Source organism: Synechococcus sp. H70.1 (assembly GCF_047502705.1).
Classification (GTDB): domain Bacteria; phylum Cyanobacteriota; class Cyanobacteriia; order Thermostichales; family Thermostichaceae; genus Thermostichus.
In genome coordinates, this window is sequence record NZ_JANSIV010000119.1 from 67,727 (window position 1) to 74,347 (window position 6,621).

Here is a 6,621-nt window from a genome sequence, read left to right on the forward strand (position 1 = left end):
ATGGTCACGCTTTGAAAGGGTTTGCCTGCAGGTTGCTCCCCAGTTGGGCCCAGTAGAGGTCTGATCTGGAAAAGTTCGAGGTCAGGGGGGATCCCTTGTTTGGCTCCTTATCCGGCCTTGAAGGAAAACCAGGGACTTCCAGGCTCATAGCTCCCCAACGGTCTCCTCTCGACAGCCCCGACCCACCGACGCCGTTTGTCTCCATGGCCTCCAAGCAGGAAGACGTCAAAACCCAAACCGTCGAGCTGTTGCGGCTGTACCACCAGACTCGGGATCCTGCCCTGCGCAATCGGCTGGTAGAACTGAACCTCGGCTTGGTGCGCAAAGAAGCCCACCACTGGCGCAGCCAATGCAATGAGGCCTACGACGACCTGGTGCAAGTGGGATGCATCGGATTAATTCAAGCCATCGAACGCTTTGACGTCAGCCGCGGCTTGGCTTTTAGCTCCTTTGCTCTTCCCTACATTCGTGGCGAAATCCAACACTACCTGCGAGACAAGAGCCCAGCAATTCGGATCCCACGCCGTTGGGCGACTCTGCAGCGGCAAGCCAAGAAGGTAATCGTCCGTCTGCGGCAGGAGTTGGGCCGTCCTCCCTCCGAAAGGGAGGTAAGAGAAGCCCTGCAGCTAACAGAGGAAGAATGGCGAGAGATGCAACTGGCCCAGCAAAACAGCAGCTTGCTCAGCCTTGATGCCCCCATTCAAACAGAGGAAGACAGTGCTGCCTTAGGGGAGGTCATTCCGGATCAGCGCTACCGCAGCTTTCAACTGGCGGAAGAAGATCGCATCCGCTTGCAAAATGCCCTTGCCGCACTGGAGGAGCGCACCCGCCAGATTTTAGAACTTGTTTTCCTCTACGATCTCACCCAAAAAGAGACAGCAAAGCGGCTGGGGATCAGCGCCGTTACGGTTTCCCGCCAGGTCAAAAAGGGCCTGGAGCGCTTGGCCCAGTTACTCAAGCAGGACATTTTTTAAAAGCTAGAGCTCTGCTACCTTCGGGATCCCTGCTCCAGTTTTCCACCCCTGCTTCAGCAACAGTCGCCAGCACCTGCCGCCGCTAGGAGGGCCTATCCAAGAGGAGGGGAATCTGGGTTTTGAGATTCGCTGGGAGGTTGAGTTTTGTCTGGGGATAGGCTTGCTTCCCTTTTTTGCAGTTGGCTCACTTGGGAGCGCACCTGCAAGGCAATTTGCAAAGCAGCCTCCAAAAGCCGCGAGTGTTCGCTGGCCTGTTCCCTTACCTGGAGCGCAGTTAGAGTTGTCAACTCGTCACCGAAGAACTCACTTTGCTGCTCAATAAAGTCTTTGTTCTGCCGCAAGATCCGTTCGGTTTTCAAGGCGCGGATTAGGTCGCTGCGAGCCAGCTTCAAGGCCTCGATAATCTGATCCCGCTGGAGCAGCTTGACCTCAGGATTACCTGCCTCCACCAATTCGTCGTTGATGTGAATAGCTTGAATAAGCTGATGGTAGCGATCTACTTCTTCCAGCAAGTTCAGCAAGAGCGGCAGGCGGCGGCTGCGGAAAATCCAATAGGCTTGGCCCAAAGCGGCAATGGCTGCCAGGATCCCCCATTCCACCAGCCAACTGCCCCAGCTGCTGCGCAGACCAGGGATCACCATCCGCCCCACCAAGGTCACTAGGGATCCCCCTGCCCAAAAGGTCAAGAAACGGCAGAAGAGATCCAGCACCAACAGCAGGCGCAGCAGCTCCCAAAAAGCGGAGAACTGGCGCAGCCAATCTTTCCAGCGACGGACAGGCCGAGGCCGGTACAGCCAATCTATAGGTACCCCGGAAAGCTTTTCCACTAGAGAAGGAGAAATGACCAGCTCCTGTAAATCCCGCCGCATCGCTAGGGGCTCTGCAAAGAGCTAAGTCTTCCCCCTAATTCTACCGTCGGTATCTTAAGATCCGGCTGGGGAAAACAGACAGGCTACGGCAAGCTGCGGAGATAGTCTCAATATCCAAGGAGGAGACAGGTAGAGTGAGCAGCCAATTGCGCCAACTAAAGGCCCATCTGGTGGAGTCGGAAAACTTTGCCCCCTACGGGCAGGTGATCTACCCTGTCCCTGACGACAAACCCTTCGACAGCCAAGATGCCCAGTTGGTTTTGAATCAGGGGCAACCCCGCTTTTACCTCATGCGCTTGCCCCGCCGTGGCCTTCGGTTCACCCAAATAACTCACCACACCCGTTGCACCCAGTGTCTGGGATCCCTGCACGGCAAGGAGTGGTTTATTGCCGTTGCACCGCCTCGCAAGAAGCTGCAGGTGGACGAGATTCAAGCTTTTCGGGTGCCCGGCGATTGCTTTATCAAACTGGAGGTGGGCACCTGGCATGCCGGCCCCTACTTTGACCACGAGGAGTTTATCGATTTTTACAACCTGGAGCTGGCCGACACCAACCTCACCGATCACGAGACAATCAACCTGCTTCAGACCTACAACCTGGAGTTCCAGATCATCCCTTGAGCAGCCGAATTCAGCAGCAAAAAAGCAGATTCATCTAAGGTGCCATTAAGGTACGGGGATCCCTACCAGCACTAAGGGTGGAGAGAGAGGATCGCTTTGGGCTCTATCTCTAGTAGGCAGGGCCAAGGGGGAGAAACCAGGTTCTGCTCTGGCACTTCCCCCCTGTGTGATAAAACAGGGTCAAGCCTGGCAGGGTTTTGGAGATCTGTTGCGATGGCTACACTTCAACCCACCCAAGTGACCTGCAAGCTCTTGGGGGCTCTGGCCCTGTTCCTCTGCCTGGGGCTGCTGTCTGCCTGTGACGAGGGTAGCAGCAGCACCGTCAGTCCCCCCAGCCTCCCTACCCCTACTCCTGCTAGTCGATAACCCTACAGGACTTACATGCCTTGGCAGCGGCTGCCCAGTTGGAAGCCAGTCTGGGCAGGGGGAGTTCTTAGTTTGCTCTGCCTACTATTTTTGGTGGCTGCCTGTGGTGGGAGGGGATCCCTCACAGCTCCAGAACCTCCGCGGGCAGGAGAGCTGCCGATTGCCAACTTCCTCTGCCAGTTGGATCGCCAGACCCGCACCTTTGCTGGCCCCATCTATGCCGAGCAGCCGCAAGTTGCCACCTGCAATCCCGGTCGCCTCACCCCGGCAGCAGCCCAGAAGATGATGGATCGGCTGAACTTTCTGCGGCTGTTGCACGAGTTGCCGCCGGTGGAGCTCAATCCCGAATTCTTGGCGGCCGCTCAGCAGGCGGCGCTGCTGCAGGTGGCCAATGGCGCCCTCAGCCACGAGCCACCCCCCTCTTGGCGTTGCTTCACTGCTGCCGGGGCGGCGGGATCCCGCTTTAGCAACTTGGCAATTGGCCCGATTCTGGAGCTGAACGGCCCCGACCCAGGGCGGGTGCTGGCGCGCCAGGTAGATATTTATTTTGCCGAGCCGGGCCGGGAAAACTTCGTGGATGTGGGGCATCGCCGCTGGAACCTCTACCCCCAGTACGCCCAAGGAGCTTACGGCATTGTCTACGACCCGCGGGCCGGACGGGTGACCCAGGCCAATGCCAATTGGATCTTCGGTTTTGACGAGTCGGTGCCAGATCCAGAGTTCATTGCCTTCCCGGAGAGGGACGGCTACCTGTACCGCCTCGAGGGGTTTTCCGGCCAGCCTTTGTCTGCCTACCGCTGGTCTTTCTCGGTGCCCAGCCGCGGCGGCCTCTCTGATCTCAGCCAGGCCCAAGTTCGCATCACCGATGCCCTCACTGGCGAGGCAGTGCCGGTTTGGGATCTGCGGGTTGGGGATCCCGCCTTTGGCCTAGAGACTCTCACCTACTCGGTGGGACCCGTCCAGCCCAATCGCCCCTACCTCTTTGAGATTAGCGGCATCCGGCTCAAGGGCGGGCCGCCGCGCACCTATCGCTACACCACCACCCTCTACGACTGCAACCCTCAAGCGCCGCAAAGGTCTGCGCCCTTAACCGAAGGACTGGGGATCCCACCTCGCTGGCTCTGGCAGAAGAAGCCCTTCAACCTCAGCTTAGAGTGGGACTTTGCACCCTGATGCTCAACTGCATGCCTTCGGGAGCAAGACGTTAGGCCTCTTCTCCTCAGCCGGAAACAGCCCCACCGTTGAGAAAATCTAAGGAAAGTTGAGATTCTGATACTATCGTTGCCGTCTCTTTACTGGAGGAGTTAGGCTCTAATCATCAAAGCTTTTTTTAAAGCTGCTTTACCAGCCCCAGAGAAGCGACCTCTCTGGGGCTTTGAGATGCAGTCGAAAAAAGAAGGGGACTAGGAGGCGGGCACTACACCTCGCCGGACGGCAGGCCCAAGGGCGCGGCTGCCAATGTCAGAACGGTAGTGGGCTTTGGGGAACTGCACCTGCTCCACAGCAGCATAGGCTTGGCGCAGCGCTTCCGCCAGCGTTGCCCCTTGGCCGGTAAAACAGAGGACACGCCCGCCGTCGCTGAGAAGCTGCTTGCCCACCTGGCGAGTGCCGGCATGGAACACCAGGGCCCCGGTGGCAGCAGCAGCCTCCAGACCAGTAATGGGGATCCCTCGCTCGTAGCTGTCAGGGTAGCCGGGGGCAGCCATGACCACGCAGGCGGCGTAGCCAGGTTTCCACTTTAGTTGAAGATCGGCCAGCCGTCCCTCGATGCAGGCCAGCAGCACCTCGTCCAGAGGGTTTTCCAACAGGGGCAGGATCACCTGGGCTTCGGGATCCCCGAAGCGGCAGTTGTACTCCAACACATAGGGATCCCCGTTGGGTGCAATCATCAGGCCGGCGTAGATCACCCCCTGGTAGCGAATGCCCCGCCGCTGTAGCGCCTGTAGGGTGGGATCCAGCACTTGGGCCTGGATGCGGGCCAAAAGCTGTGGCGTCACCAGGTGGTCTGCTGGGGCGTGGGCCCCCATGCCGCCGGTATTGGGGCCGGTATCGCCATCGCCAAGGCGCTTGTAGTCTTGGGCGGGCAGCAGCGGCAGGCAGATCTGGCCATCCGTCAGAGCCAGCACCGAGACCTCTTGGCCGGCAAGGAACTCCTCAATCAGCACCCGCTCGCCCGGCTTGGCCAGGGCTGCCTCCAGGGCCTGCACGGCTTCTTCCCGGCTGTGGGCAACGGTTACCCCCTTGCCGGCGGCCAGCCCATCTTTTTTAATCACCACCGGATAGCTGCCTTTGCCTGACGGAGTTCTTGAATCCAGGTAGGCCAGTGCCTCAGACAAGTCGGCAAAGCCAGCAGCCGGAGCCGTAGGGATCCCTGCTTCCTGCATCAGTTGCTTGGCCCAGAGCTTGCTTCCCTCCAGTTGGGCGGCGGCGCGACTGGGACCAAAAATGGGGAGCCCCGCTGCCTGAAAGGCGTCCACAATTCCCGCGACCAAGGGCAGTTCCGGCCCCACCACCGTCAGGCGGATCCCTTGAACGGTAGCGAATCGAACTAGACCCTCGATGTCAGTGGCTGCCAGCGCTACGGATTGACAGCGGGGCATCTGCTGCGTGCCGCCGTTGCCAGGTGCACAGTAGACCCGAGTAATCTGGGGAGACTGCAACAGCTTCCACGCCAGAGCGTGTTCCCTTCCCCCGGAGCCGATGACCAAAGCCTGCATGGTGCTACCCCACCTTTGTAAACACCTTGTCAACGCCGCTTGTTTATTTTGGGATGCTCCCCGAACATCCCCCATTAGACCATGTTCCCAACAGATTTCAGAGGATCCAGGCTAGTTTGACCCCAGGGGACGGCCCCGCCAAGTCCAGTTGCGCCCGCTGGTGGTGCGGATGGCAGAAGCCAAGATGATGGCTGCCGTCACCCAGCCTCCCACCACCGTCAGCCACCAGTAACGCAGCGGCAGGTGGGCCCAACGCCATAGAAGCAGGCGGATGACCCCTTGGCCTAGGATCCCGGCCAGGCTGGCCGCCAAGACCTGCAGGGATCCCATAGCCGCAGCCAGGATCAACCCCAGCCAGGGCAGGCTGCAGATGCCCAAGACAGTGACCATCGCCAACACGGCGAGGGCCCAGTTGCGCTCCAGGCCTAGGAACCAGTTTTTCGTCCACCCTTCCCAGAGGGCGGCTCCATTGGCGTACATGCGGCATCGCACCCGCGACCCCCCTAGGCAAATCTGCAAGCCCAGGCCAGCCACTTTGATGCGCTGGGCCAAGGCCACATCCTCGATAACCACATTGGCCACGCCGGCGTGTTCGCCCACTTGCTCGTAGGCAGAGCGGCGAAACAGCATGAACGGCCCGAAGGCAAAGGCCTTGGGACACTTGGGATCGTTGACGGCGGCAAAGTCGTAGCCTGCCGCCAAGATGACCATCATGATGGGCTGCACCAGCCACTCGGCCAGGCAGCCGCACACCAACTGAGGCCCTACGCTTACCAAGGCGCTGCCGCTTGCCAGCAACTGTCCTAGGGCTGCTTCAATGGCAGCCGCACGTCGCAGTCGAGAAAGAGCAGGTAGTCGGGGGGATCAGGCTGGGCGGCCAGGGCAGCAACGGCATGGGCACAGGCCCAGTTTTTGCCCACCCACGTTTGACCCTGGGGGCGGAGATCCCCTTGGAGCAGGTGCAGCCGCGGATCTTGCCGTTCGGCAGCCAGGGCCTGGGCCAGCTCCCAGGTGGCAGCGGTGGAGCCGTCGTCCACCAGCCAGACCTGCAGGGGGGCGGCGGTGCTGTCCAGGA

Annotated in this window: 7 protein-coding genes; 3 read left to right on the forward strand and 4 right to left on the reverse strand. The window is 60.0% G+C overall.

What is annotated here, in order from left to right; genetic code table 11:
* Positions 1–203 precede the first annotated feature (203 nt).
* Complete coding sequence (locus NW827_RS08930) at positions 204–974, forward strand: RNA polymerase sigma factor SigF (RefSeq protein ID WP_414403901.1); 771 nt, start codon at positions 204–206, stop codon at positions 972–974.
* A gap of 92 nt (positions 975–1,066) precedes the next feature.
* Here NW827_RS08930 and NW827_RS08935 read toward each other — a convergent pair whose 3' ends face one another.
* On the reverse strand, positions 1,067–1,843 hold the full coding sequence (locus tag NW827_RS08935) for a hypothetical protein (protein ID WP_414403902.1): 777 nt from the start codon (positions 1,841–1,843) through the stop codon (positions 1,067–1,069).
* 134 nt (positions 1,844–1,977) lie between these two features.
* On the opposite strand from NW827_RS08935, the gene NW827_RS08940 reads away from it, so the two are divergent.
* Together NW827_RS08940 and NW827_RS08945 are read left to right on the forward strand one after the other, a co-directional pair.
* A complete protein-coding gene (locus NW827_RS08940; RefSeq protein ID WP_414403903.1) occupies positions 1,978–2,463 on the forward strand; it encodes an ureidoglycolate lyase in 486 nt (161 codons plus the stop codon).
* Positions 2,464–2,844: 381 nt separating this feature from the next.
* On the forward strand, positions 2,845–4,002 hold the full coding sequence (locus NW827_RS08945) for a CAP domain-containing protein (RefSeq protein WP_414403904.1): 1,158 nt from the start codon (positions 2,845–2,847) through the stop codon (positions 4,000–4,002).
* A gap of 230 nt (positions 4,003–4,232) precedes the next feature.
* On the opposite strand, the gene purD is transcribed toward NW827_RS08945, so the two are convergent.
* From purD to NW827_RS08960, 3 genes are all read right to left on the reverse strand, one after another.
* Entirely contained in the window at positions 4,233–5,546 is a 1,314-nt protein-coding gene (purD, locus tag NW827_RS08950; protein ID WP_414403905.1) for a phosphoribosylamine--glycine ligase, read from the reverse strand.
* Positions 5,547–5,657: 111 nt separating this feature from the next.
* The gene (locus tag NW827_RS08955; protein ID WP_414403906.1) at positions 5,658–6,323 is read right to left on the reverse strand and encodes a glycosyltransferase; all 666 of its coding nucleotides are present in this window, start codon (positions 6,321–6,323) and stop codon (positions 5,658–5,660) included.
* 26 nt (positions 6,324–6,349) lie between these two features.
* A partial coding sequence (locus NW827_RS08960; RefSeq protein ID WP_414503584.1) for a glycosyltransferase occupies positions 6,350–6,621 on the reverse strand: 272 nt, incomplete at its 5' end.